Source organism: Streptomyces sp. NPDC014991 (assembly GCF_043080665.1).
Lineage (GTDB): Bacteria > Actinomycetota > Actinomycetes > Streptomycetales > Streptomycetaceae > Streptomyces.
The window spans coordinates 200,173-222,635 of sequence record NZ_JBIBVY010000005.1; the positions used below are offsets into that span (position 1 = coordinate 200,173).

Annotated in this window: 25 protein-coding genes; 13 read left to right on the forward strand and 12 right to left on the reverse strand. The window is 73.0% G+C overall.

Annotation, left to right across the window (positions count from 1 at the left end):
* Positions 1-12 precede the first annotated feature (12 nt).
* Both ACF1BE_RS11305 and ACF1BE_RS11310 read right to left on the reverse strand, forming a co-directional pair.
* Positions 13-879, reverse strand: a complete 867-nt coding sequence (locus tag ACF1BE_RS11305) for a tetratricopeptide repeat protein (RefSeq protein ID WP_392198746.1) — start codon at positions 877-879, stop codon at positions 13-15.
* Between the two features lie 79 nt (positions 880-958).
* Entirely contained in the window at positions 959-2,071 is a 1,113-nt protein-coding gene (locus tag ACF1BE_RS11310) for a GNAT family N-acetyltransferase (protein ID WP_392198747.1), read from the reverse strand.
* A gap of 140 nt (positions 2,072-2,211) precedes the next feature.
* On the opposite strand from ACF1BE_RS11310, the gene fdxA reads away from it, so the two are divergent.
* Both fdxA and ACF1BE_RS11320 read left to right on the forward strand, forming a co-directional pair.
* On the forward strand, positions 2,212-2,532 hold the full coding sequence (gene fdxA, locus ACF1BE_RS11315) for a ferredoxin (protein ID WP_121787075.1): 321 nt from the start codon (positions 2,212-2,214) through the stop codon (positions 2,530-2,532).
* 146 nt (positions 2,533-2,678) lie between these two features.
* Positions 2,679-3,824 carry a bifunctional succinyldiaminopimelate transaminase/glutamate-prephenate aminotransferase gene (locus tag ACF1BE_RS11320; RefSeq protein ID WP_392198748.1) on the forward strand — a complete coding sequence of 382 codons (1,146 nt, stop codon included), beginning with the start codon at positions 2,679-2,681 and terminating at the stop codon, positions 3,822-3,824.
* Between the two features lie 73 nt (positions 3,825-3,897).
* Here ACF1BE_RS11320 and ACF1BE_RS11325 read toward each other — a convergent pair whose 3' ends face one another.
* Entirely contained in the window at positions 3,898-4,347 is a 450-nt protein-coding gene (locus tag ACF1BE_RS11325) for an ATP-binding protein (protein ID WP_392198749.1), read from the reverse strand.
* Positions 4,348-4,634: 287 nt separating this feature from the next.
* A complete protein-coding gene (locus ACF1BE_RS11330) occupies positions 4,635-5,627 on the reverse strand; it encodes a heavy metal transporter (protein ID WP_392198750.1) in 993 nt (330 codons plus the stop codon).
* A 94-nt stretch (positions 5,628-5,721) separates the two neighbouring features.
* Here ACF1BE_RS11330 and dapE point away from each other — a divergent pair, with 94 nt between their 5' ends.
* Positions 5,722-6,801 (forward strand): succinyl-diaminopimelate desuccinylase, encoded by a 1,080-nt coding sequence (gene dapE / locus ACF1BE_RS11335; RefSeq protein ID WP_392198751.1) that lies wholly within the window; start codon positions 5,722-5,724, stop codon positions 6,799-6,801.
* A gap of 103 nt (positions 6,802-6,904) precedes the next feature.
* On the forward strand, positions 6,905-7,663 hold the full coding sequence (locus ACF1BE_RS11340) for a TIGR00730 family Rossman fold protein (protein ID WP_392198752.1): 759 nt from the start codon (positions 6,905-6,907) through the stop codon (positions 7,661-7,663).
* 128 nt (positions 7,664-7,791) lie between these two features.
* Here the strand turns inward: ACF1BE_RS11340 and folP are convergent, their stop codons facing one another.
* A complete protein-coding gene (gene folP / locus ACF1BE_RS11345) occupies positions 7,792-8,652 on the reverse strand; it encodes a dihydropteroate synthase (RefSeq protein WP_392198753.1) in 861 nt (286 codons plus the stop codon).
* 137 nt (positions 8,653-8,789) lie between these two features.
* Between folP and ACF1BE_RS11350 the strand changes: the two genes are divergently transcribed.
* Both ACF1BE_RS11350 and ACF1BE_RS11355 read left to right on the forward strand, forming a co-directional pair.
* A complete protein-coding gene (locus tag ACF1BE_RS11350) occupies positions 8,790-9,146 on the forward strand; it encodes a DivIVA domain-containing protein (RefSeq protein ID WP_392198754.1) in 357 nt (118 codons plus the stop codon).
* A complete protein-coding gene (locus ACF1BE_RS11355) occupies positions 9,143-9,730 on the forward strand; it encodes a DNA-3-methyladenine glycosylase I (protein ID WP_392198755.1) in 588 nt (195 codons plus the stop codon). The genes ACF1BE_RS11350 and ACF1BE_RS11355 overlap by 4 nt, the downstream gene beginning before the upstream one ends.
* A gap of 21 nt (positions 9,731-9,751) precedes the next feature.
* On the opposite strand, the gene ACF1BE_RS11360 is transcribed toward ACF1BE_RS11355, so the two are convergent.
* The gene (locus ACF1BE_RS11360; RefSeq protein ID WP_392198756.1) at positions 9,752-10,555 is read right to left on the reverse strand and encodes an enoyl-CoA hydratase/isomerase family protein; all 804 of its coding nucleotides are present in this window, start codon (positions 10,553-10,555) and stop codon (positions 9,752-9,754) included.
* 375 nt (positions 10,556-10,930) lie between these two features.
* Here ACF1BE_RS11360 and ACF1BE_RS11365 point away from each other — a divergent pair, with 375 nt between their 5' ends.
* Positions 10,931-11,098 carry a DUF3117 domain-containing protein gene (locus tag ACF1BE_RS11365; protein WP_018544333.1) on the forward strand — a complete coding sequence of 56 codons (168 nt, stop codon included), beginning with the start codon at positions 10,931-10,933 and terminating at the stop codon, positions 11,096-11,098.
* A gap of 147 nt (positions 11,099-11,245) precedes the next feature.
* On the opposite strand, the gene ACF1BE_RS11370 is transcribed toward ACF1BE_RS11365, so the two are convergent.
* Positions 11,246-11,941 (reverse strand): O-methyltransferase, encoded by a 696-nt coding sequence (locus tag ACF1BE_RS11370; RefSeq protein ID WP_392198875.1) that lies wholly within the window; start codon positions 11,939-11,941, stop codon positions 11,246-11,248.
* Between the two features lie 235 nt (positions 11,942-12,176).
* On the opposite strand from ACF1BE_RS11370, the gene sigE reads away from it, so the two are divergent.
* The 4 genes from sigE to ACF1BE_RS11390 all read left to right on the forward strand — a co-directional run bounded on the left by sigE (position 12,177) and on the right by ACF1BE_RS11390 (position 15,461).
* Entirely contained in the window at positions 12,177-12,887 is a 711-nt protein-coding gene (gene sigE / locus ACF1BE_RS11375) for an RNA polymerase sigma factor SigE (RefSeq protein WP_392198876.1), read from the forward strand.
* Positions 12,884-13,936 (forward strand): zf-HC2 domain-containing protein, encoded by a 1,053-nt coding sequence (locus tag ACF1BE_RS11380; protein ID WP_392198757.1) that lies wholly within the window; start codon positions 12,884-12,886, stop codon positions 13,934-13,936. Before sigE ends, ACF1BE_RS11380 begins: the two co-directional genes overlap by 4 nt.
* A gap of 162 nt (positions 13,937-14,098) precedes the next feature.
* On the forward strand, positions 14,099-14,554 hold the full coding sequence (locus tag ACF1BE_RS11385) for a sec-independent translocase (RefSeq protein WP_392198758.1): 456 nt from the start codon (positions 14,099-14,101) through the stop codon (positions 14,552-14,554).
* 241 nt (positions 14,555-14,795) lie between these two features.
* Complete coding sequence (locus ACF1BE_RS11390) at positions 14,796-15,461, forward strand: hypothetical protein (protein WP_392198759.1); 666 nt, start codon at positions 14,796-14,798, stop codon at positions 15,459-15,461.
* A 54-nt stretch (positions 15,462-15,515) separates the two neighbouring features.
* Here the strand turns inward: ACF1BE_RS11390 and ACF1BE_RS11395 are convergent, their stop codons facing one another.
* Genes ACF1BE_RS11395 through ACF1BE_RS11405 form a run of 3 tightly spaced genes read right to left on the reverse strand, consistent with a single transcriptional unit; the run spans position 15,516 to position 18,577 of the window.
* Positions 15,516-16,649 (reverse strand): Mrp/NBP35 family ATP-binding protein, encoded by a 1,134-nt coding sequence (locus ACF1BE_RS11395; RefSeq protein WP_392198760.1) that lies wholly within the window; start codon positions 16,647-16,649, stop codon positions 15,516-15,518.
* A gap of 43 nt (positions 16,650-16,692) precedes the next feature.
* Complete coding sequence (locus ACF1BE_RS11400) at positions 16,693-17,298, reverse strand: DUF1003 domain-containing protein (RefSeq protein WP_392198761.1); 606 nt, start codon at positions 17,296-17,298, stop codon at positions 16,693-16,695.
* Entirely contained in the window at positions 17,288-18,577 is a 1,290-nt protein-coding gene (locus tag ACF1BE_RS11405; protein WP_392198762.1) for a magnesium transporter MgtE N-terminal domain-containing protein, read from the reverse strand. The genes ACF1BE_RS11400 and ACF1BE_RS11405 overlap by 11 nt, the downstream gene beginning before the upstream one ends.
* Positions 18,578-18,785: 208 nt before the next feature.
* Between ACF1BE_RS11405 and ACF1BE_RS11410 the strand changes: the two genes are divergently transcribed.
* On the forward strand, positions 18,786-19,532 hold the full coding sequence (locus ACF1BE_RS11410) for a hypothetical protein (RefSeq protein ID WP_392198763.1): 747 nt from the start codon (positions 18,786-18,788) through the stop codon (positions 19,530-19,532).
* Between the two features lie 174 nt (positions 19,533-19,706).
* On the opposite strand, the gene ACF1BE_RS11415 is transcribed toward ACF1BE_RS11410, so the two are convergent.
* Together ACF1BE_RS11415 and ACF1BE_RS11420 are read right to left on the reverse strand one after the other, a co-directional pair.
* Positions 19,707-20,222, reverse strand: coding sequence for a hypothetical protein (locus ACF1BE_RS11415; RefSeq protein ID WP_392198764.1), 516 nt, complete (start codon positions 20,220-20,222; stop codon positions 19,707-19,709).
* A gap of 32 nt (positions 20,223-20,254) precedes the next feature.
* A complete protein-coding gene (locus ACF1BE_RS11420; RefSeq protein WP_392198765.1) occupies positions 20,255-21,379 on the reverse strand; it encodes a magnesium and cobalt transport protein CorA in 1,125 nt (374 codons plus the stop codon).
* 490 nt (positions 21,380-21,869) lie between these two features.
* Between ACF1BE_RS11420 and ACF1BE_RS11425 the strand changes: the two genes are divergently transcribed.
* Positions 21,870-22,454, forward strand: coding sequence for a suppressor of fused domain protein (locus ACF1BE_RS11425; RefSeq protein ID WP_392198766.1), 585 nt, complete (start codon positions 21,870-21,872; stop codon positions 22,452-22,454).
* The last annotated feature ends 9 nt before the right edge of the window (positions 22,455-22,463 follow it).

Genomic DNA, 22,463 nt, shown 5'->3' on the forward strand with positions numbered 1-22,463 from the left:
CGCGGGCCGGTCTCAGTTGAGCTTGGACCGCGCGATGCGCGCCTCCTGCCGTACCTTCCCGGCGGCCGCCTCGTCCACCACCTCGATCAGATCGGCGTAGGTGTCCAGCTCGTCGGCGCCCGCGGTGAACTGGCCCCGCTGTACCAGCAGTTGTCCGCGTTCGTAGCGCAGCCGCGCAGGATGCGCGGGGACGAGCAGTCCCAGTTCCACGGCCCGCAGGGCGACGTCCGAGCGTTCCGGCCGGGCCGCGGCCCACGCCCGGATGTTGTTCAGGATGCGCTGCACGACCTCCAGCGGCGCCGCCGGCTCCAGCATGGACGGGTGCAGCGGCGCCCCCGAGGCGCCCGCCACCAGGAGTTCCGCGTCCTCCCCGGTCAGCATCCGGCCCTCGTCGAACGGATCGGCCAGCACCTGCTCCCCCGCCGCCCCGAACCCGACCACGAAGTGCCCCGGCAGCGCGATGCCGTACACCGGGGCCCCGGCCCGGCGCGCGACCTCCAGCCACACCACCGACAGCAGGATCGGCAGCCCGCGCCGCCGCCGCAGCACCTCGTGCAGCAGCGAGGACTCCAGCCGCTGGTAGTCGCCGGGCGTCCCGTGGAAACCGTGGCGGGCACCGAGCAGCCGTCGCACGGCCTCCGCCCACGCCCGGGGGCCGCCCGGCCGGTACGGCAGCTCGCCCGCCAGCCGGTCCAGCTCCGCCTGCGCGGCGTCGATGCCGGCCTCGTCCAGCGAACCGTCCGCCTCCGCGCCGATCAGCAGGCACAGGGCGGACAGGTCCGGCCGTTCCGACCGTGCCTCCTCGGCGAACCGCTGCCGCAGTTCGGCGGAGCGCTCCGGCGGCGGCGGGTACGGGGGCGGCAGATACGGGTGATGCATGGCAGGCTCATGCCCTTCCCACGGCGGTTCTACGACCGTCTTGCCACGGCAGTTCCACGGCCGTCCTCCCACGGCGGTTCTACGGCCGTCCGGGACCGGAGGACGTCTCCGGCTCCGACGGTGCCCGGTAGTGGTGGTACGCGTGGTGCGGTGTGAAGCCCAGGGCGGCGTACAGCGCCCGCGCGGCCTCGTTGTCCGTCTCGACCTGGAGCCAGGCCGCCGACGCGCCCTCGTCCAGCGCGCGCCGGGCCAGCGCGGCCATCACCTCGGTGGCCAGCCCCAGCCGCCGCCGGCCGGGGGCCACCTCGACCGCGGCGAACCCGGCCCACCGCCCGTCCACGGCACACCGCCCGATCGCCGCCACAGGCTCACCGGCCGCCGTACCGGGCACGCACGCGAACCACACGGACGGGCCGCCCCCGCTCCCGGCCTCGCTCGCGCGGGGGGACTGCGACCCCAGCACCCGGCGGGCCACCTCGCCCACCCCCGTGCGCCGGTACCGCGCGAGCCACGCCTCGTCCACCGTCCGGGACAGCACCACACCCGCGCCCTCGGCCCGGTCCGCGACCGGCGCCAGGGCGGCGGTCCACAGCTCGGCGGTCACCTCCCGCGTCCAGCCGCGCCGCTCCAGCTCGGCGCTCAGCAGTTCCTGCGTGCCCTCGGCGCCGGTCGCGGTCTGCACATAGGCGGGCAGGCCGCGCTCGCCGTACCAGCGGCGTACGGCGTCCAGTGCGGCGTCGAGCGGGAGGCCGGGATCACCGAGCGGCAGCACGCTGTTGGCCCGCCGGGTGAAGCCCGTCCGCGGCCCGGTCGCCGGGCCCGGCCCGCTCGGCGCGTCGTCGACCGCCGCCCGCAGCTCCCACTCGCCGAGCCGCTCGCTCTCCACCGGCCGCCACGCGCGCGCGGCGACGAGCGCCAGCTCCGAGTAGGAGGCGGCGGGCCCCCGGCGGCGCGCCGGCGCGGCCGGGACGACTTTCCCCGCCACCAGCGCGGATTGCGGGATTCTGACCCGTTCACCGCTCCGGCGTGTGATCATGAGCACGCCATCGTCCCATGATGTGAGAACACCGACCGTGTCGGTGAACTTCTCAGGCGCCGCACCGGGTTCGCCCAGGCGTCTGACGGAGACTCGTTTTCCCACGTCATCTGGGGTGATACGGACTTCGAGGCGTCCACTCGCCGAGATTTCCACTGGTCAGTTCACCCCTCCTGTTCGGATCATGCTCCGGAACGGAGATACTAGGGGCGGGCATCGACGACGCCGCGCTCCCGCGCGCCAGGCGGCGGAGCCTGAGGAGGCCCGCCAGCGCCCTATCGAGGAGGAACGACAGCGTGACCTACGTCATCGCGCAGCCTTGTGTCGACGTCAAGGACAAGGCGTGCATCGAGGAGTGCCCGGTCGACTGCATCTACGAGGGCCAGCGGTCCTTGTACATCCACCCGGACGAATGCGTCGACTGTGGTGCCTGTGAGCCGGTCTGCCCGGTCGAGGCGATCTTCTACGAGGACGACACTCCGGAGGAGTGGAAGGACTACTACAAGGCTAACGTCGAGTTCTTCGACGACCTCGGCTCGCCCGGCGGTGCCAGCAAGCTGGGGCTGATCGAGCGCGACCACCCCTTCGTCGCCGCGCTGCCGCCGCAGGGCGAGTGACCGTCTGAGCGCCAAGCGGCCTTCCCCCGGTTCCCGCTCCGCCCGAACCGGGGGGAATTCCAGCGCCGCCCCGGTCCCGTACGGCCCGATCGCCGCCGCACGGGACCGAGGCGTTGGGCCGCCCCGTCGAAAGTGAGCCACCCATCGTGTCCGCAGTCCCCGGCCCCCCGCCCGTCGCCCGCCACCGCCCTTCCGACGGGTCGCTCCGCGACCGCCTTCCCGACTTCCCGTGGGACAGGCTGGCCCCGTACAAGCGGACGGCCGCGGCCCACCCGGACGGCATCGTCGACCTCTCCGTCGGCACCCCCGTCGACCCGGTCCCCGAGCTGATCCGCAAGGCCCTCGTCGACGCGGCCGACTCACCGGGCTATCCGACGGTCTGGGGCACCCCCGCACTGCGCGACGCGATCACCGGCTGGCTGGAGCGCCGCCTGGGCGCCCGCGACGTCACCCACCGCCATGTGCTGCCGGTCGTCGGCTCCAAGGAACTGGTCGCCTGGCTGCCCACCCAGCTCGGCCTCGGCCCCGGCGACACGGTCGCCTACCCGCGCCTGGCCTATCCGACCTACGAGGTCGGCGCCCGCCTGGCCCGCGCGGATCACGAGGTCTACGACGACCCTACCGAGCTGGATCCGTCGCGGCTGCGGCTGCTGTGGCTCAACTCCCCGTCCAACCCGACCGGCAAGGTCATCCCCCAGCAGGAACTGACCCGGATCGTCGCCTGGGCCCGCGCGCACGGAGTCCTGCTGGTCGCGGACGAGTGCTACCTGGAACTGGGCTGGGAGGCCGACCCGGTCTCGGTGCTGCACCCCGACGTCAACGGCGGCTCCTACGACGGCATCCTCGCCGTCCACTCCCTGTCCAAGCGCTCCAACCTGGCGGGCTACCGCGCGGCGTTCGTCGCCGGCGACCCGGCGGTGCTCGGCCCGCTGCTGGAGATCCGCAAGCACGGCGGCATGATGACCTCCGCACCGACGCAGGCGGCGGTCGTGGCCGCCCTCGGTGACGACGCCCACGTCCAGGAGCAGCGCGAGCGCTACGCGGCCCGCCGCGAGGCCCTCCGGGCGGCCCTGCTGTCCCACGGCTTCCGCATCGAACACAGCGAGGCGAGCCTCTACCTCTGGGCCACCCGGGACGAGTCCTGCTGGGCCACGGTGTCCCACCTGGCCGACCTGGGCATCCTGGTGGCCCCGGGCGACTTCTACGGCACGGCGGGCGAGAACTTCGTCCGCGTGGCCCTGACGGCGACGGACGAACGCGTCCGGGCAGCGGTGGCCCGTCTGACGGCATAGCCGCCACAGCCACCGCACGGGCCGAAGGGGCCCAGGAGGAACCCTGGACCCCTTCGGCGCCGGAGCCGGACGCTCAGCCGAGCGGCAGGCCCTTGCCCGGCAGGGACGGCGCCGGCAGCCCGCCCTTGGCGAGGGACCCGGTCGGCAGCCCGCCCTTGGTCAGGGACGACCTCGGCAGCCCGCCCTCGGCGGCGGCCCCGGTCGGCAGCCCGCCCATCGCCGCGCCGGCCGCGGCGTTCCCGAGGGCCCCGCCCGTGCTCCCGGCCACGCCCCCCGCGGCCTGCTGCACGGCGGGCGCCGCCTGCGTCACGGCGCCGCCGCCGGTCTCGCCCGCGACCGAGGCGGCACCGTCGACGGTCTTGTCGACGTGCGCCCCGTCCAGGGCGGTCAGGCCGCCCAGGTTCGGGGTGGCCGGCAGGTTCGTGGCCGCACCGGCGGAGCCGGCCGCACCGACCCCGGCAGCCGCTCCCGCTGCGACGAGCAGCGCGGCACGGGCGATCCGGCGGGTCAGGGGGAGGGACATGATGCTCCATTCGACGGGAGGAAAACGGTGTGTCCGGGACGGAGGTGTCCGGGCCCGGACGCCGTGACTACCGCTCGAGGGCCGCGAAGGTTGCGGACGGCCCAGGTAAAGAATGGATAACGCATCGCATTATCAGGTGTGGATAAAAACGGGCAAACAGTGTGGGTCGCGCGGTCGGCAGAATCCTTCCGCCCCTTGCGGCCCAAGGGTTCGCCCGCCCCGCACACCCCCCGGCCGGGCCGCCGGGCGGCCCGGCACCACGTAACCCGTCGGAGTGATCCGCCGTACTACTGTCCGGTCTCGATCCGCACGGCCCCCACGGACCGCTCGGCGCCGCCGGCGCCCCGCGAACGGGCCCTGCCCCACGCGTCGCCACCGCTGCCCGCGGTCCACACCCGCCCCGCGTACGACACCCGCCGGATGTGCAGCGCCGAGGAGTTGGCGACCGCCCACTGCGCCAGCTGCCAGCCACGCGCCAGCTCGCCGCGCCCGCTCGCGTCCCGCTTCGCGCCCTGCGGCACCGGAACGGTCACCGTCCGCCCGTGCGCGCTCGCCGTCACGCTCGGCGAGGGGGACGGCGACGGCACGGGCGTCCCGCCCACCTCCGCCCCGGTCTCCTGGAGCGCGTCCCGCCCGAAGTCCCGTACCAACGCCGCCCGAACCGCGTCGGGCCCGGTCGCCGAAGCCGAGCGCTCCGGGCGCCCGTCGCAGGTGAGCGTGGCCGCGGCCCGTCCGGTCAGGGCCGCCGCGAGCAGCGCGGCGTCCGGTTCGTGCTTGGCGTACGCCTCCGGGTAGCCGCTGCGCTGCACCCGCTGCGCGGCCACCGTCAGCGGCAGGCCGGTGTAGTCCGGCACCTTGGACAGGTGCGCGTAGAAGATGCCCGCCGCGTACGCGGGATCCATGATCTGCCGCTCGGTCCCCCAGCCCTGCGAGGGCCGCTGCTGGAACAGGCCCAGCGAGTCCCGGTCACCGTGCCCGATGTTCCGCAGCCCCGACTCCTGGAGGGCGGTCGCCAGCGCGATCGTCACGGCCCGCTCGGGCATCCCGCGTCCGGTGCCGACGGCGGCGATCGTCGCCGCGTTCACCGCCTGCTCCGGCGTGAACTCGTACGACGCCCCGTCACCCGCGGCCGGGACGACCTCGCAGCCGCGCGCCCGGCCGCCTCCGGTGACGTACTGCACGACGAGGTACGCGACGACACCGCACAGGACCAACAGGGCCGCCGTGTAACGCAGGAGGCGGCCGCGACGCTGGGGACGGGTGGGGGACGGCTCTGGCACGCGTACAAGGTACTGGAGCCCACGACCGGCCTGGTCGGCGGCCGGCGCCGCGCGGCCCGTCCGGCCCCGCGGCCGGCGCGCTAGGGTCGTGGCCATGGCCGACACCTCGCTTGACCTCACGCTGGACGCCGCCGCGCTCACCGCGCGGCTCGTGGACTTCCCCTCGGAGAGCGGCACCGAGAAGCCGCTCGCGGACGCGATCGAGACCGCCCTGCGCGCGCTGCCGCACCTGACGGTCGACCGCCACGGCAACAACGTGATCGCCCGTACGGACCTCGGCCGGGCCGAGCGTGTCATCCTGGCCGGCCACATCGACACCGTCCCGATCGCCGGCAACGTGCCCTCGCGGCTCGACGACGACGGCGTGCTGTGGGGCTGCGGCACCTGCGACATGAAGTCGGGCGTGGCGGTCCAGCTGCGCGTCGCGGCCACCGTCCCCGCCCCCAACCGCGACCTGACCTTCGTCTTCTACGACAACGAGGAGGTCGCCGCCGACCTCAACGGCCTCAAGCACGTCGCCGAGGCCCGCCCCGAGTGGCTGGAGGGCGACTTCGCGATCCTGCTGGAGCCGTCCGACGGGGAGGTCGAGGGCGGCTGCCAGGGCACGCTGCGGGTGCTGCTGAGGACCAGGGGCGAGCGGGCGCACTCGGCGCGCGGCTGGATGGGCTCCAACGCCATCCACGCGGCGGCCCCCGTCCTGGCCCGGCTGGCGTCCTACGAGCCGCGCCGGCCGGTGATCGACGGCCTGGAGTACCGCGAGGGCCTGAACGCGGTGGGCGTCAGCGGGGGAGTGGCCGGCAACGTCATCCCCGACGAGTGCGTGGTGACCGTCAACTTCCGCTACGCCCCCGACCGCACCGAGGAGGAGGCGGTGGCGCACGTCCGCGAGGTGTTCGCGGACTGCGGTGTCGAGGAGTTCGTGGTGGAGGACCACAGTGGCGCCGCGCTGCCCGGCCTCTCCCACCCGGCCGCGGCGGCCTTCATCGAGGCGGTCGGCGGCCTCCCGCGTCCCAAGTACGGCTGGACGGACGTGTCCCGCTTCTCCGCGCTCGGCATCCCCGCGGTCAACTACGGTCCCGGCAACCCGCACCTGGCCCACAAGCGCGACGAGCGGGTGGAGACGGCGAAGATCCTGGCGGGCGAGGAGCGCCTGCGCAACTGGCTCACCGCGTAGCGGCGCGCACGGCGCACGCGCGGCGGACACGCGTACGTCCCCCCTCCGTAACCCGCGTGGATCTAGGCTGACATCGAACTACCGGCAAGCGGAGGGAGCGCACATGGCTACCGGAAACCCCGAGGGGAAGAAGCAGCCGCCGGACGAGCAACGGCTCGGACCGGTCCTCCGACGGCGGGGACAGGTGACGACCAGCACGACCGACCAGCGGCTGCTGGACGAACGCGCCCCCACCGACTGGGTGCACACCGACCCCTGGCGGGTGCTGCGCATCCAGTCGGAGTTCATCGAGGGCTTCGGCACCCTCGCCGAACTCCCGCCCGCCATCAGCGTGTTCGGTTCGGCGCGGACGGCGGTGGACTCGCCGGAGTACGAGGCGGGCGTCCGGCTCGGCCGGGGGCTGGTGGAGGCCGGCTGGGCGGTCATCACCGGCGGCGGCCCGGGCGCGATGGAGGCGGCCAACAAGGGCGCGTGCGAGGCGGGCGGCATCTCCGTCGGCCTCGGCATCGAACTTCCCTTCGAGCAGGGGCTGAACCCCTATGTCGACATCGGACTGAACTTCCGCTACTTCTTCGTCCGCAAGATGATGTTCGTGAAGTACGCGCAGGGCTTCGTGGTCCTGCCCGGCGGCCTCGGCACCCTCGACGAACTCTTCGAGGCCCTCACCCTGGTCCAGACCCAGAAGGTCACCCGCTTCCCGATCGTCCTCTTCGGCAGCGCGTACTGGGGCGGCCTGCTCGACTGGCTGAAGAACACCCTGATCGCCCAGGGCAAGGCCGCGGAGCAGGACCTGCTGCTCTTCCACGTGACGGACGACGTGGAGGAAGCGGTGGCCCTGGTCTCGAAGGAGGCGGGCCGCTGAGCCCGGGACTCCGGCCGCCGTCCCGCCCCGGGCCCGTCTTCCAGGCGGGGCCGGGGCGGGACGACACGACGGGCGGAAGGACCCTGGGCCACTCTCGTTCGGATCAGGCCGGATCCGAACGAAAGACCCTAGGCCAGGCCCCGGCGGGCCACCGCGGGGGGCCGGTGGCCGGCGATGGACGCCACCATCTCCAGGACCTGACGGGTCTCGGCGACCTCGTGGACCCGGTACACCCGCGCCCCGAGCCACGCGGACACCGCGGTCGTCGCCAGCGTACCGATCAGCCGCTCCTTCACCGGCCGGTCCAGGGACTCGCCGACGAAGTCCTTGTTGGACAGCGACACCAGCACCGGCCAGCCCGTGGCGACCATCTCGTCCAGCCGCCGCGTCGCCTCCAGACTGTGCCGTGTGTTCTTGCCGAAGTCGTGCCCCGGATCGATCAGCACGGACTCCCGCGGCACTCCCAGCGCCACCGCCCGCTCGGCCAGCCCCAGCGTCACCGCCAGGATGTCGGCCACCACGTCGTCATAGGTCACCCGGTGCGGTCGCGTCCGCGGCTCCGCACCGCCCGCGTGCGTGCACACCAGCCCGGCCCCGTACCGCGCCGCTACCTCCGCGAGCCCCGGGTCGACCCCGCCCCACGCGTCGTTCAGCAGATCCGCGCCCGCCTCGCACACCGCCTCGCCGACCTCGGCCCGCCAGGTGTCGACGCTGATGACCACGTCCGGGAAGCGGCGCCGTATCTCCGCGACGAAACCGACCGTGCGCCGCGCCTCCTCCTCGGCCGTGACCTCCTCGCCGGGCCCCGCCTTGACCCCGCCGATGTCGACGATCGCGGCGCCCTCGGCCACCGCCTGCTCCACGCGCGCGAGGGCCGGTTCGTCGCGGAAGGTCGCTCCCCGGTCGTAGAAGGAATCCGGGGTCCGGTTCACGATCGCCATGATCACCGGCTCGTGCGGTCCGAATTCCCGCCTGCCCAGCCTGAGCATCCGCTGTGCCCTCTCCTAGTACGTCCCGCAGTACGGCCGCCTGCGACCCTAACCGTCGGACGCGCATGGCACGATCGGACCCTGACACATTCAGCTGCCGGCACAGCGTCCGGTAACGAGCGTGGGGACCCCTCGCGATGGTGATGTTCTTGTTCCTGGTCGTCGCGCTGGCCGTCGTGGTCGCCGCGGTGTCCCTGGCCGTGGTGGGCGGCGGGGAGAGCGGCCCGCTGCCCGAGGCGGCGCCGGAGCGGCTGCGGGACCCGCTGCCCGCGGACCGCCCGGTGGGCCGCGCGGACGTGGAGACCCTGCGCTTCCCGGTCACCCCGCGCGGCTACCGCATGGCGGACGTCGACGACGCGCTCGGCCGTCTCGCCGCCGAACTGGCCGAGCGGGACGCCCGTATCGCCGACCTGGAGTCCGCGCTGGCCGGCGCGAGAGCAGCCGCCGCGCACGCCCGCACCGACAGGAGCGGCGCGGGGGAGGAGCAGCGATGACCGCCGGAGTCGCCCTGGCCGGGCCGGACGGCGCGCTGCGCTGCCCCTGGGCCCTGTCCACCGAGGACTACGTGGCGTACCACGACGAGGAGTGGGGCCGCCCGGTCCGCGGCGACGACGCCCTCTTCGAGCGGATCAGCCTGGAGGCCTTCCAGTCGGGCCTGTCCTGGATCACGATCCTGCGCCGCCGCCCGGGGTTCCGCGCGGCCTTCGCCGGCTTCCGCATCGAGAAGGTCGCCACCTTCACCGACGAGGACCGCGCGCGGCTGCTGGCCGACCCCGGCATCATCCGCAACCGCGCCAAGGTCGACGCGACCCTCGCCAACGCGCGCGTCCTCGCCGACTGGCCGGAGGGCGAGCTGGACGACCTCGTCTGGTCCCACGCCCCGGACCCGGCGGACCGCCCGGCCCCGAGGACCCTCGCCGACGTCCCCGCGATCACCCCGGAGTCCACGGCCCTGTCCAAGGCCCTGAAGAAGCGCGGCCTCAGGTTCGTCGGCCCGACGACGGCGTACGCCCTGATGCAGGCGTGCGGCCTGGTCAACGACCATCTGGAGACGTGCGTGGCCAGGAGCGCCCGCTGAGGGGCGCGGGACCGCGTCCCGCTACCGGCCCAGGTACTTCGGCCGCTCCTTGTTCACGAACGCCTGCACGGCGATGGCGTGGTCCTCGGAGCGCCCGGCCCGGGTCTGGAGCTCGTCCTCCTTCTCCAGCGTCTCGTCCAGCGAGTGCGTCAGTCCGTACGCCACCGCCTCCTTGATGGCCGCGTACGCCACGGTCGGCCCCCCGGCCAGCGTCCGCGCCGTCCGCTCCGCCTCGGCGCGCAGCTCGGCGGCGGGGACGACGCGGTTGGCGATGCCCAGCTCCAGCGCCTCCTGGGCGCTGATGCTGCGCGGGAAGAGCAGCAGGTCGGCGGCGCGGCTCGGGCCGATCACCCGGGGCAGGGTCCAGGAGATGCCGGAGTCGGCGGTCAGCGCCACGCCCGCGAACGACGTGTTGAACGCGGCCGTGTCGGCCACCACCCGGTGGTCCGCGGCGAGCGCGAAGCCGAATCCGGCGCCGGCAGCGACGCCGTTCACCGCCGCGACCACCGGCTTCGGCGCCCCGGTGAGGGCCCGCACGATCGGGTTGTAGTGCTCCCTGACGGTGCTCATCGTCTGCCCGGCCCCGGTCTCCCGGTCACTGGCCAGCAACCCGATGTGCTCCTTGAGGTCCTGGCCCACGCAGAACGCCCGGTCCCCGGCGGCGGTCAGCAGGATCGCCCGTACGGCCGTGTCCGAGGCCGCGGACTCCGCCGCCTCCCGGAGAGCGGTCTTGGCCGCGATGTTCAGCGCGTTCATCGCCTCCGGGCGGTTCAGCGTGATCGTCGCGAGTCCGTCGCTCACCTCGTAGAGCACGGTGTCGGCCATGGCGATCCCCTCCGGTGTCGCGGTTGGTGACGTACCGCTCAGTACGCCCATGTCTGAGGACAGCATGACGGAGATCGCCGCCCGGCAGCCGGACCGCACGTGTGACCTGCGTCAAACAAAACCATGGCGGAGCCGGCCGGCTGAGGTCCGTGCGGTGGCGCAGTATCGCAGTCACATCGCCGAATTGAGTGGTTTTGCTCGCGCGCGTTGCCCAAGCGATGCCGACCGATGTTGGTCATCGGGTCCTGCCATGCGGGATAATGGCCTGGAAGCAATGTGTTCGATGCCGGTGTCGCGTGTCCGTTCCGGACGGCGGGTGCCTCCCTCCGGGAGGTACTGGCAGACGATGAGCTGGTTTCAGGAAGGGGAACGAGCATGGCGGCCATGAAGCCGCGGACGGGTGATGGCCCGCTCGAGGTGACCAAGGAGGGGCGGGGCATCGTCATGCGCGTTCCGCTCGAAGGCGGCGGTCGACTCGTCGTCGAGCTGACCCCTGACGAGGCCGAGGCGCTCGGAGACGCCCTCAAGAAGGTCGTCGTCTGAGGTCCCAGCGATCAGTCCTTCCGGCTGCCCCGGCATCGTACGCGGTGTCGGGGCAGCCGCGTTCCGAGGCTCCCACCTGCGGCTTCGCCTTCCGGGGCGGCTACGCGGCGCCTGGCGCGGGGGAGGCCGAGAGCCCCGCCGCGGCGCTCACCGCCTGACCGCGCAGAGCAGCCCGTCGCCCACCGGCAACAGCGAGGGGATGAGCTCCGTGCTCTCCCGCACCGCGCGCAGCAGCTCCCGCAGCCGGAGCACCTCGGTCGGCTGCGGCCCGGAGTCGACGGTACGGCCGTTGGCGAAGACGCCCTCGAAGACCACCAGGCCGCCGGGGCGCAGCAGACGCAACGATTCAGCGAGGTAGTCCAGGTACTCCAGCCGGTCCCCGTCGCAGAAGACGAGGTCGTAGCCGGCGTCCGCGAGACGCGGCAGGACGTCCAGGGCGGGGCCGGGGATGAAACGAGCCCGGTTGCTGGCGAAGCCGCAGATGCGGAAGGCCTGCCGCGCGAACTGCTGGTGCTCCGGCTCCGGGTCCACCGTGGTGAGCACCCCGTCCGGCCGCATCCCGTGCAGCAGATGCAGCCCGGACACTCCGCAGCCCGTGCCGATCTCCGCGACCGCCTTCGCGTCCACCGAGGCGGCGAGCAGTCCGAGCGCGGCGCCCGTGGCGGGCGACACCGAGCGCAGCCCTGCCTCGCGGGCCCGGTCGCGGGCCCAGCGCAGCGCTTCGTCCTCGGCGACAAAGGCGTCGGCGAACGCCCAGCTCGTCTGCCGGTTGCCGGTAATGACCCTCTCCTGTCCCCTGGTTGCCTGGGCGTGACTGTATCCGTTGGCGTCGGGAACCCGCAGATGGGACCGCGCGTTTACATGGATGAGCCGGTGGTCGGGAATGTGACGGGGGGCAGAGGTGGCGCAGGAGGCCGAGCAACTGCTGACGCAGCAGTATGAGCCGTATCAGCGTGTATCAAATTCTCGTAAAACCGCTTATCCGGAGCTAACGGGCGAGGTGGCTATGGTAGGGGCTCCACTGGACACCACCAGAGCCGACAGGGGAGGTGCGGCCACACCCGGAGACCGGGGCGGAGTGCTGCGGCGCTTCCTCGGGTCGGCGGGCAGGCCGAAATCCGTGACCTACACCGCTGACAGCCACGCCTCCGGCCCCGCCACGGGCGGGACCCAGACCGCGACCTTCGCCACCGACGCGGACGGGCAGGCGTGGACTCCGCCCACGTGGGACGAGATCGTCAGCATGCACAGTGGCCGCGTCTACCGACTGGCATACCGCCTGACGGGCAATCAGCACGACGCGGAGGACCTCACCCAGGAGGTCTTCGTCCGCGTCTTCCGCTCCCTGTCGACGTACTCGCCGGGCACCTTCGAGGGCTGGCTGCACCGCATCACCACCAACCTCTTCCTCGACATGGTGCGGCGCAAGCAGCGCATCCGCTTCGACTCCCTCGGCGAGGACGCGGCCGAGCGCCTGGCCAGTCGCGAGCCCACCCCGCAGCAGCTCTTCAACGACGCCCACTTCGACGCCGACGTCCAGCAGGCCCTGGACACCCTCGCACCCGAGTTCCGGGCCGCCGTCGTCCTGTGCGACATCGAGGGACTGTCCTACGAGGAGATCGCCGCCACCCTGGGCGTCAAGCTCGGCACGGTCCGCTCCCGTATCCACCGTGGCCGGTCCCAGCTCCGCAAGGCCCTCGCGCACCGCTCCCCGGAGGCCCGCGCGGCCGAGCGGCGCTCCTTCCGGGCCCGGGTCCCCGCTCTGGGAGGAGGGGGCGCGACCGCGTGAGTGGATCTCGGCCGAAACCCGTCGGTGAGCCGCACCTCGCGGAGCAGCATCTGGGAGACCGGCTCTCCGCCCTGGTGGACGGCGAGCTGGGTCATGAGACGCGTGAGCGGGTCCTCGCGCACATTGCCACCTGCGCCCGGTGCAAGGCGGAGGCGGACGCCCAGCGCGCCCTGAAGAACGTGTTCGCGGAGGCGGCCCCGCCCCCGCCCTCGGCGAGCTTCCTGGCCCGTCTCCAGGGCCTCCCCGGGGGAGGTGACCCGGACGGCGGCGCGCCGTCCCCCGGGGGCGGACACCTCGGAGCGGGCGACGACGCCCCCACCGCCGGAGCCTTCGGCGTGAGGCGCGGCGAGCACCTCCCGTTCGGGTACGTCCCCGCCCGCGCCCACGGCTGGCTGCCCGCCCCTGAGGGCCGCGCCGCCGCGGACCGCGGCTTCCGCATCCATCCCGTCGGCCGCCCCGACGACGGCCGTCCGGCCTCGCGCGGGCTGCGGTTCGCCTTCGCCGCCGCCGGCGCGGTGTCGCTGGCCGCCGTCGCCCTCGGCGGCGTGACCACCGCCATCCCCGGCGACCTGACCACGGAGGCCCGCGGCGGCTCCGGCGCCGGCAGCAACGTGACCCCGGCGCGCTCGGGAGGCACCGGTGCGGGCGCGGCCACGCCGGACAGCCGGCGCCGCCGCCCGGTGGGACCGCTGCTCGCCCAGGGCGACGCCCTGCTCGCACCGGCCCCGGCGGTCCCGACCTCCCTGTCCGCACCGCTGCTGCCGGGACTGCCGTCCCCCGGCCAGGCGCAGGCCCGGACCGGTACGGCGGGGGATCTGACGGCGCCGGTGCTGGCCGGCGTGGCCGCCGTGTCCCCGCTGATACGCCCGCTGGACCAGCCCATGGCGTTCCCCACGGCCTTCCCCGCCCTCCCGCTCGTCGACCGGCCCGCACCCCTCGCGGCCACCGGTCCCGGCCTGCTGTCCACCGACGACGCCGTCCCCGACACCGCCCCCGTGGCTCCCAGCACGCCCTCCGCCTCCCCCGTCGCACCCCACCCGGCGCCCTGACCGGCCTGCGCGCCCCGGCCCGGCGACGGCCTCACCCGCGAGGTGTCACCCGCGCCGGGCGCGTCGGCCCGGAACTGACCGAAGTCTCACCTCGCAGCGGTACCGGTCGGACAGGAACGCCGGGTACGGTTGAGCGACCGAGGACATCGCAAGGAGCGTCAGGTGTTCAATGACATAGGACCACTGGAGCTGGTGACGATCATCGTGCTCGCCGTGCTCGTCTTCGGTCCGGACAAGCTCCCGAAGGTCATCCAGGACGTCACGCGCACGATCCGGAAGATCCGCGAGTTCTCGGAGAGCGCCAAGCACGACATCCGCCAGGAACTGGGCCCCGAGTTCAAGGACTTCGAGTTCGAGGACCTCAACCCCAAGACGTACCTCCGCAAGCAGCTGGACAACGAGGACCTGGGGCTCAAGGAGATCCGCAACGGCTTCGACCTGAAGAAGGAGATGGCCGAGGTCACGGACGCGGTCAACGGCCACGGCAGCGAGTCGTCCGCGACCACGTCGTCCTCGCCGTCCTCCTCCACGTCGTCCGGTGGGCGCATCGACATGACCAAGAAGCCCGAGGTGTCCGGCGCGGACGAGCGCCCGGTCTTCGACGCGGACGCCACCTGAGAACCGCCTCCCCACGCCGACACGCGCACGCGGGTGCACCCCGCGCACGTGACGCGTGTCATAAAGCACACCTGTCGCACCCGGCCTGAACAGGCCGTTCGCGCGGCCCACGCGGCCGACGCCTGCCCTGCCGCTCTCAGCGGTGTGGATATGCTGCCAAGTTGTTGTGCGGACCGGACGCGTACGCCCGAAGGGGGGCGGGCGACCCCGGTCCGACGAGAGCGAGGAGGCGTCCGGGCAGATGGAGACGACGAGTCGGGTGGGCGCGCAGCCGCCGGCCGCGGAGGGCGGACAGCAACTCCCCTCCGCCCGGCGGACGGTCGACGGTTACCTGCGGGCGCCGTTCCCGTGGTACGGCCTGGACGAGGCGTTCACGGGGCCGCGCTGGCTGATGCAGGTCGGCACGGCGGCCGACGGCGCCGTCGAGCACGGTTCGATCGGGCACGGCGACGAGCCGTCCGTGCGCGGTGATTCCGGTTCCCCCGGTGAACCGCGGGAGAAGTTCGCGGTCGTGGTGACCGTCGCCGCGCAGCCGTCCCGGCGCAGCGCCGACGGCACGGGGATGCTGGAGGCGACGTCGGTGTCCTCGGCGGCGTGGCTGGCCGGGGTCGGACTGCTGTCCTTCACCTGGCCCGGCCAGATGGACCACACCCTGCGGGACGACTGGCTGGACCAGCAGACCGAGACCGCGTGGGCTCTGGCCGACGACCTCGACGGACCGGAGTGGTCCAGACTCTCCCTGCCGGTGGACGGGGTCGCGGCCTCGTTCTGTTACCGGGAGTCGGAGTTCGGCTGGGTGCTGGCGGGCACGACCGGGGCCGGCGTGCATCTGGGCGCGTACGGGCGGGGGATGAGCGCCTACGGGCTCGGGTTCGCCGTGGTCAAGGACATCGGCGCCTACGCATGACGAAGGGGCGCCGGCCGCAACCGGCGCCCCTCCTCCGAACCGCCGACGGAGCCGTCAGAACTTGTTCTTCGGCGTGATCCCCAGGGACAGGCCCGACAGCCCCCGCTGCCTGCCGCCCAGCTTCCCGGCGATCGCCCGCAGCGCGCTGCCCGCCGGGGAGGCCGGGTCGGTCAGGACCACCGGCCTGCCCTCGTCGCCGCCCTCACGGAGGCGGACGTCGATCGGGATGCTGCCGAGGACCGGGACGGTCGTACCCGTGGTCCGGGTGAGGCCGTCGGCGACCCGCTGGCCGCCGCCCGTGCCGAAGACGTCGACCATCTCGCCGCAGTGCGGACAGGGCAGGCCCGACATGTTCTCGACCACGCCGACGATCTTCTGGTGGGTCTGTACGGCGATGGAGCCCGCGCGCTCGGCCACCTCGGCCGCCGCCTGCTGGGGGGTCGTCACCACCAGGATCTCGGCGTTCGGGACGAGCTGGGCCACGGAGATCGCGATGTCGCCGGTGCCCGGCGGGAGGTCGAGCAGGAGCACGTCGAGGTCGCCCCAGTAGACGTCCGCGAGGAACTGCTGGAGCGCGCGGTGCAGCATCGGGCCGCGCCAGACGACGGGGGCGTTGCCCGGGGTGAACATGCCGATCGAGATGACCTTCACGCCGTTCGCGGACGGCGGCATGATCATGTTCTCGACCTGGGTGGGACGGCCGTCGGCGCCCAGCATGCGCGGCACGCTGTGGCCGTAGATGTCGGCGTCGACCACGCCCACCTTGAGGCCGTCGGCCGCCATCGCCGCCGCCAGGTTGACCGTCACGGACGACTTGCCGACGCCGCCCTTGCCGGAGGCGACCGCGTAGACCCGGGTGAGGCTGCCCGGCTTGGCGAAGGGCACCTCGCGCTCGGTCTGGCCGCCGCGCAGGGCGGTCGCCAGCTCCTTGCGCTGCTCGTCGCTCATCACGTCGAGGGTGACACCGACGCGGGTGACCCCCTCGACCCGGGAGACCGCCTCGGTGACGCGCTGGGTGATGGTGTCGCGCATCGGGCAGCCGGACACGGTCAGGTACACGGTGACCGCGACCGCTCCGTCCGCGCCGATCTCCACCGACTTGACCATCCCCAGTTCGGTGATCGGGCGGTTGATCTCGGGGTCGTTCACCGTCGCCAGTGCTTCGCGCACCGCGTCTTCCGTAGCCATAAGGACGATGGTACGGCGCGCCGAGGGGGCTGCGGGTAGCCCCTCAGCGGTCGTCTGCGTCACGTCCCGGCGACCGTTCCGCCCGCTCTGCCGGGAATACGACGTGACCGTCGTGGCGTCTGCGCTCCTCCAGCTCCTTCACCAGGTCCTGCAGCTCGGAGCGGATCCAGTCGCGGGTGGCGACCTCGCCGAGGCCGATGCGCAGCGCGGCCACCTCCCGGGTCAGGTACTCGGTGTCGGCGATGGACCGCTCGTTCTGCTTGCGGTCCTGCTCCAGGTTGACCCGGTCGCGGTCGTCCTGCCGGTTCTGCGCCAGCAGGATCAGCGGGGCCGCGTAGGACGCCTGGAGCGACAGCATCAGCGTCAGGAAGATGAACGGGTAGTTGTCGAAACGCAGATGGGCGGGCGCGGCGATGTTCCACACCACCCAGGCGATGATGACGATCGTCATCCAGACGATGAAGCGTCCCGTGCCCAGGAACCGGGCGATCCGCTCCGACAGCCGGCCGAAGGCCTCCGGGTCCCACTCGGGCAGCATCCGGTGGCGCGGCGTGCGCGGCTGGTCCAGCCGGGCACCCCGGGGCCGGCCGGCGGCCGTGGCGCCCGCCGGATGACGCTCGCGGGTCCCGGTCTCGCGCTCAGGAGCCATGCGTGGGCGCCTCCTCTCCCTGGTCCAGGTGGAACTCCGTCTCCCGCCAGTCGTCGGGCAGCATGTGGTCCAGTACGTCGTCCACGGTCACCGCGCCGAGCAGCGAGCCGGACTCGTCCACGACGGGCGCGGCCACCATGTCGTAGGTGGCGAAGAACCCGGCGATGACCGGCAGCGCGGCCCCCGGGGCCAACGTCTGGAGGTCGTCGTCGACCAGCGAGCTGACCAGCGTGTACGGGGGGTCGCGCAACAGCCGCTGGAAGTGCACCGTGCCCAGGTACTTGCCGGTCGGGGTCTCGTCCGGCGGGCGGCAGACGTAGACCTGGGCGGCGAGGGCGGGGGAGAGGTCCGGGTTGCGGACCCGGGCGAGCGCGTCGGCGACGGTGGCGTCCGGGCGCAGCACGATCGGCTCGGTGGTCATCAGTCCGCCGGCGGTGTGCTCCTCGTACGACATCAGGCGCCGCACGTCGGCCGCGTCGGCGGGCTTCATCAGGCTCAGCAGCCGCTCCTTGTCCTCCTCGGGCAGCTCCGAGAGCAGGTCGGCCGCGTCGTCGGGGTCCATCGCCTCCAGCACGTCCGCCGCGCGCTCCTCCTTCAGCTTGCCGAGAATCTCGATCTGGTCGTCCTCGGGAAGCTCCTCCAGGACGTCCGCGAGCCGGTCGTCGTCCAGGGCGGCCGCGACCTCGGCGCGCCGCTTGGCGGACAGGTGGTGCAGGACGTTGGCGAGGTCGGCGGGGCGCAGCTGCTCGAAGGTGGCGAGCAGGCTCTCGGCGCCCTGCCCGTGCTCCTCCAGCGAGAACCCGGTGACGGCCGACCACTCGGCGGTCAGCGTCTCGCCCTTGGCCCGCCGGAACGCCCCGGCCTTGCGTCCCTTGCGCAGGAAGACCCGGTCGACCTCCCAGTCCCGGCGGGCGGGCAGCTGCTGCACGGACACGTCGAGGACGGTGACCTCCTCACCGGTCTCCACCAGGGTCACGCGCCGGTCGAGCAGCTCGCCGAAGACCAGCCGCTCGGTGGGCCGCTGCTCGAAACGGCGGACGTTGAGCACGCCGGTGGTGATGACCTGGCCGGACTCGACGCCGGTGATCCGGGTCATGGGCAGGAAGATCCGGCGCCGGGTGGACAGCTCGACGACCAGCCCGAGGACGCGCGGGGGCCGTCTGCCGACGCGCAGCATGACGACCAGGTCGCGGACGCGGCCCACCTGGTCGCCGGCCGGATCGAAGACGGGGACCCCGGCGATGTGCGAGACGAAGATCCGGGGGGCGCCGGCTGCCATGACTCTGCTTCCTTTGCCTGGGAGTCGCGGGGGGACCGCTGGGTGTGCGACCTGCTCGGATCCACCCGCTCGGGTGCGCTTCAGGCTAGCTCGTACCGAGCGGATACGCCCTGGTGGGCGGTCCGGACGGTCCGGCTCCGTGGGGTGGACGGGGCACCGGTACGCTGCGGTACGCCGCTCAGGAACCGTCAGAAAGGCAGCTCCACCTGTGACTGCGATTCCCCGGGGCCGTACCCGCCGCACCGCGTTGGTGACCGCGACCTGCGCCCTGGCCGTGACAGGGGCGATGGTGCTGTCGGGGTGCGGCGGCGGTGATGATCCGGACGCGGGGACCAACGGGGTGGGCAAGCTGCCCGCCGGCAAGATCCAGTCGAGGTCACGGGCAGCGGCGGACGGAGCGGCGGCGGTACGGCTGTCGGGGACCGTGGTGACCAGCGGCCGTACGTACCGGCTGGACATGCGGCTCAAGGCCGACGGCGGGACCGGGTCGGTGACCTCGCAGGGGGCGGCCTTCAGGCTGCTGCGGATCGGCCGGGAGCTGTATCTGAAGGCCGGCGCGGACTTCTGGGACCACGCCGACGGCGACGGTGACGGCGCGGTCGGCAAGCTCGACGGCAAGTACGTGAAGGTGCCGCAGGGGGACCCCGCGTACAAGAAGTTCAGCGGCTTCACGGACAAGGACGTCCTCCTCGACGGTCTGCTGACGCTGCACGGCACGCTGGCGACGGAGGGCCACCACGACCAGGGGGGCACCCCCACGATCCGCGTCACCGGCGACAAGGGCGCCGGCGGCACGCTCGACGTGTCCCTCCAGGGCACGCCGTACCCGCTGCGACTGGTCCGCGCCGGCGGCGCGGGCACGCTCCGGTTCTCGGACTGGGGCAGGAACTTCGCCCTCACCGAGCCGGCCACGTCGGACACGGTGGACTACGGCAAGCAGCTGCCGACGTCCTGAACGGGCGTACGCGGGCTCATGGGCGGTCCGGGCGAGGGCTCGTGACACCGCTGACCACCGACACCCTGCGGCGCTCGACGGCCGGCCGGCCTCACCCGGACCTGGCGCCGGCCACGGGTCCCGCGACGCCGGTCCCGGCTCGGCTCGTGGTGCGCACGGGCCGCCGCCCGCGCGTCACTTCCTCCTCCGCCGCTTGAGCAGGAGTCTCGGCAGGCCCGCCGGGACCGGTCTGCGGGTCGTCGCCGGGGTCGGGACCGGACGTTCCGCCAGACTGCCGGAGGGCAACTCCTCCCCGGCCCCCGCCGGCACCAGGCGCAGCACCCGGCATTCGCGGGCCCAGCGGGCCGGCATCCGCTCGCCGTCGGGGGCGTTCAGCCGCTTGCCCTTCAGTTCGGCGACGGCCGCCTCCCACTCCGGGGACCCGGCCGCCGGCTCGGACACGACCACCGGGAACGTCACCAGCCGGCCGCCCTTGTCCTTGCTGCGCACGGTCACCTCGGCGGAGCTCCCGTCGGCCAGCGCCTCCAGCGGCTGCTCACCGGGCCCGTCGCCGACCAGGCACACCGCGCCGTCGTGCCACACGTGCCACAGCGCACGCGCGGCCGGCGCGCCGGCGCCCCTGACCCAGACGAGGCCGGACTTCTTCGCGGCCTCCTCGATGAGGGCCCGGTCGAGCAGCTCACTAGTCATGCGCCCAGCCTATCCAGGCCGCCCGGGCCCGCTCACAGCCAGCCGTTGCGCTTCAGCGTGCGGTGGATGCCCAGACACAGGGCGACCGTGACGCCCATGATCACCGGGTAGCCGTACTTCCAGTGCAGCTCGGGCATGTGGTCGAAGTTCATGCCGTAGACCCCGCACACCATCGTCGGTACGGCGATGATGGCCGCCCACGCGGTGATCTTCCGCATGTCCTCGTTCTGCGCGACGGACGCCTGGGCCAGGTTGGCCTGGAGGATGGAGTTGAGGAGTTCGTCGAAGCCCATGACCTGCTCCTGAACCCGGGCCAGGTGGTCGGCGACGTCCCGGAAGTACTTCTGGATGTCGGGGTCGATCAGCCGCATGGGCCGCTCGCTCAGCAGCTGCATCGGCCGCAGCAGCGGTGCCACCGCGCGCTTGAACTCCAGCACCTCGCGCTTGAGTTGGTAGATCCGCGCCGAGTCCACACCGCGTGAGACGCCGCCCTTGCGGCCCGGCGAGAAGACCTCGGTCTCGACCTCGTCGATGTCGTCCTGCACCGCGTCGGCGACGGCGATGTAACCGTCCACGACATGGTCGGCGATGGCGTGCAGCACGGCCGACGGGCCCTTGGCGAGCAGCTCCGGGTCGTCCTGGAGCCGGTGCCGCAGGGCCCGCAGGGAGCCCTGGCCGCCGTGCCGGACGGTGATGAAGAAGTCCCGGCCGGTGAAGCACATGACCTCGCCGGTCTCGACGACCTCGCTGTTGGCGGTGAGCTGGTCGTGCTCGACGTAGTGGATGGTCTTGAAGACGGTGAACAGCGAGTCGTCGTACCGCTCGAGCTTGGGCCGCTGGTGGGCCTGCACGGCGTCCTCGACGGCCAGCGGGTGCAGCCCGAACTCACCGGCGATACCGGCGAATTCGGCCTCGGTCGGCTCGTGCAGGCCGATCCAGACGAAGCCGCCGTCACGGCGCACCAGCCGCATCGCCTCGTGCGGGGTCAGTGGCGTGGGGGTCTGCACCCGGGCGCCGTCGCGGTAGACCGCGCAGTCGACGACGGCCGAGGGCGTGCCCGGGTCACGAGTGGTGTCGTACGAGGTGCCCGCGTCCTTGCGCAGCGAGACACGGGACGACGGGCGGACCACGGCGCGCAGGTCGCGGATCATCGACATGGGCGGGCTCCTTCGCAGGCGGGCAGCTAGGCGCGCGGCGACGGGTGGAACTACCCGGAATGGGGACGTCCTGACTGCGGATGTTTGGCACGTCCACAAAGCGGGAAGCACCGCACCGTCGCGGTGGCGGCTTCGCTACTGATGCAGAACTGATTTCAGGTCAGACAGATCAGGCAAAGCGAGACGAAGTGCTCTTCCGAACGACGATGCGAAAGGGAAGGCGACGGCCAGCCGGTAATCAGATCAGCGGTCGGAAGAACGAGTGGTACTGCACGGCCGACTTCGATCCATGACAGCCCCACCTCCTCCGGCCGGTCCCTCGTAAGGGAGTCTCAACGGCGCCGGGACTCGACAGCGAGTCCGCCGGCGCCTGGAGGGCCTGGGGGCACCCGTGACGGCGTGCTGCCCCGAACCACCGGCTCAGAGTATCAGCCGCCCGTACTGTCAAGGCGCCGCTTTGCCCGCAGCTGACGAGTTCTATGCTCGGCGCATGGCTGATGTTCTTCCTCTGGTCGAGGCCCGGTTGAGCGGCGCGCTGGGCGAGCCGGACGCCCGGGCCGCGGTCACCTTCCTCGGCACGGACCGCATCGAGGTGCTCCGCTTCCACGAGGGGGACGTCGTCCGGTACGCCACCTGTGGCATGTCCGCGCACCCCATGACCGATCCCACGGCGATGCTCGCCGACCCGGTCGCGGGGCCCCGCGCCGAACTGGTCCTGTCCGTCCGCGCGGGCCGCGCCGACACCGACAAGGTGCTCCGCCCGCTCGCCGTGCTGGCCGCCTCTCCCCAGGTGGAGGGCCTGGTGGTGGCGCCGGGCGCCTCGCTGGACGTGGGCGGGCCGCTGTGGCCCGGCGCCCCCTTCACCTCGGTGCTGGTGGGCGAGTCCGGCGGGCTGGTCGAGGACCTGGAGCTGGATGCCCCGATGGACCCCGTACGGTTCCTGCCGCTGCTGCCGATGACCCCGAACGAGGCCGCCTGGAAGCGGGTGCACGGCGCCCAGGCCCTCCAGGAGCGCTGGCTCACGCACGGGACGGACCTGAGGGACCCCGCCCGCCGGTCCGTCCCGCTCGACTGACGCCGCGTG